Genomic DNA, 1,566 nt, shown 5'->3' with positions numbered 1-1,566 from the left:
GCATCCAGCGCGGCAGCGGGACGAGCGCGGCGAGGTTCACGATCGGCTGGGCCTGCTGGTAGGCGCGGAACTCGGCGAAGACCTCTGCCGCCATCTCGTGTTCGATCGGGATCGAGAAGAGCGTGCGGAAGATCACGTCGGCGGCGGCATGGCTGGCCTCGGCCTCGATCTCGACCTCTCCGGTGGCGAGGCGGTCGGCACAGGCCAGCGCCGCCGCCTGCATCGCCGCGAAGGTGTCGCGCAGCCGCCCGCCCTCGAAGGCCGGGTCGATGATGCGCCGCTGCCGCTGCCATGTCGCGCCATTGGTCAGGAAGACCGAATTGCCCAGGATCGGCCGCAGCCCCTCGGCCACCCGGTCGCTTTTGGGGAAATCGCCGGGGCGTTTCTTCAGCACCTCGGCCACGAGGTCGGGCTGGTTGACCAGGAAGGAGCGGAAGAAGGGTGTGCGGAACTCGGCCATCCAGGCCCGGTAAAGCCGCGCCGGCTGGGCCGAGAGCAGGTCGGCCCGGAACAGCCTAGCATAGCGCCAGAGCGGCACCCTGTCAGGACGGGAGGGCGGTTTCGGCGGCGTCATGAGGTGGTCCGGTAGCGGTTGACCGGCGTCTCGATCCGGCTTTTCGACGGGGCCCGCCCGGCAAAGCGCTGAGCCAGCGTCAGCGGCCCGGCGGTGATGCGGAAGTAGTCATAATCCCCGGGCCGGTCGAAGGCACAGAGGTATTGGAAATGCAGCCGGAAGAAGCGTCGTTTCAGCTGCTGCCAGCGCTCCGGGGAAAGGGTCTGGGTGAAGGCGGCCGAAATCACCAGCGGATGCCGCTTGCCCTCGGGGGCCACGCCGCTGACGCTGACCGGATCGCAGAGCGCGAAGGCACAGCCATCCCCGGGGGCGGTGACATCCAGCCAGAACAGCTCGTCCCGCGCCGCGAGGAAGGCAAGGTCGCCCCGCAGACGCCGCGCCTCGGGCAGGAAGGAGACCATGGGCACCACCTGCCCAAGCGAGAGGAACGACAGCTCCGGTCCGTGCCGCGCCACCTCGCCGGCGCGGATCAGGTCCGACAGGATCGAGACCGCCAGATGGGCGCCGGAGGAATGGCCGACGACCAGCACTTCGTCGACCTCGCTGCGCAGCGCCTCGGCGATGCGGGCGCGGAAGGCGGTCAGGCGGTCTTCCAGCGCGGGCGGGTTGGCGCCACGATGGCGGGCCGAGAAGGCGTAGTCGTGCATCAGGTAATAGGCGAAGAACCTGCCGTCGCGGGCCTTGAACCAGCTCAGCATCCCCCAGCCGAGGGCGAGGCCAAGCGCCACGCCCACCCCCTGCCCGGCCAGCGCCGCGCCGAGGCGCGCACCAAGCAGAGAGGCCCCCGTGTAGCCCCCCCAGCCAAGCGCCACCGCCAGCGCCAGTTGCAGCAGCAGGAAACCGACCGGGTAGAGCGCCGCGATCACCGGCCCCTTGCGCAGGCGCGTCAGTCGGAACAGCGCCCCGGTCGAGATGTAGACCCAGGCGGTGCGTACCAGCGCCAGGTAGGTGGCGCCGATCCCGTGGCCCATCGAGGCGCGCACGATGTCGGA

The 1,566-nt window shown here is 70.2% G+C and carries 2 protein-coding genes; both read right to left on the bottom strand.

The window, feature by feature from the left end:
- Positions 1-574, bottom strand: a 574-nt coding sequence (locus OS124_RS0110110) for a cytochrome P450 (protein ID WP_029375331.1), incomplete at its 3' end; no start/stop codon positions are given.
- Positions 571-1,566 (bottom strand): hypothetical protein (locus tag OS124_RS0110105; protein WP_010139456.1); only part of this gene is annotated, 996 nt, incomplete at its 5' end. The genes OS124_RS0110110 and OS124_RS0110105, both read right to left, overlap by 4 nt.

The organism is Oceanicola sp. S124, assembly GCF_000220565.1.
In the GTDB taxonomy this organism is placed as follows: Bacteria; Pseudomonadota; Alphaproteobacteria; order Rhodobacterales; family Rhodobacteraceae; genus Pseudooceanicola.
Note: the sequence above shows the minus strand (reverse complement) of the source record. Positions and strands in the feature narration are given on the sequence as shown.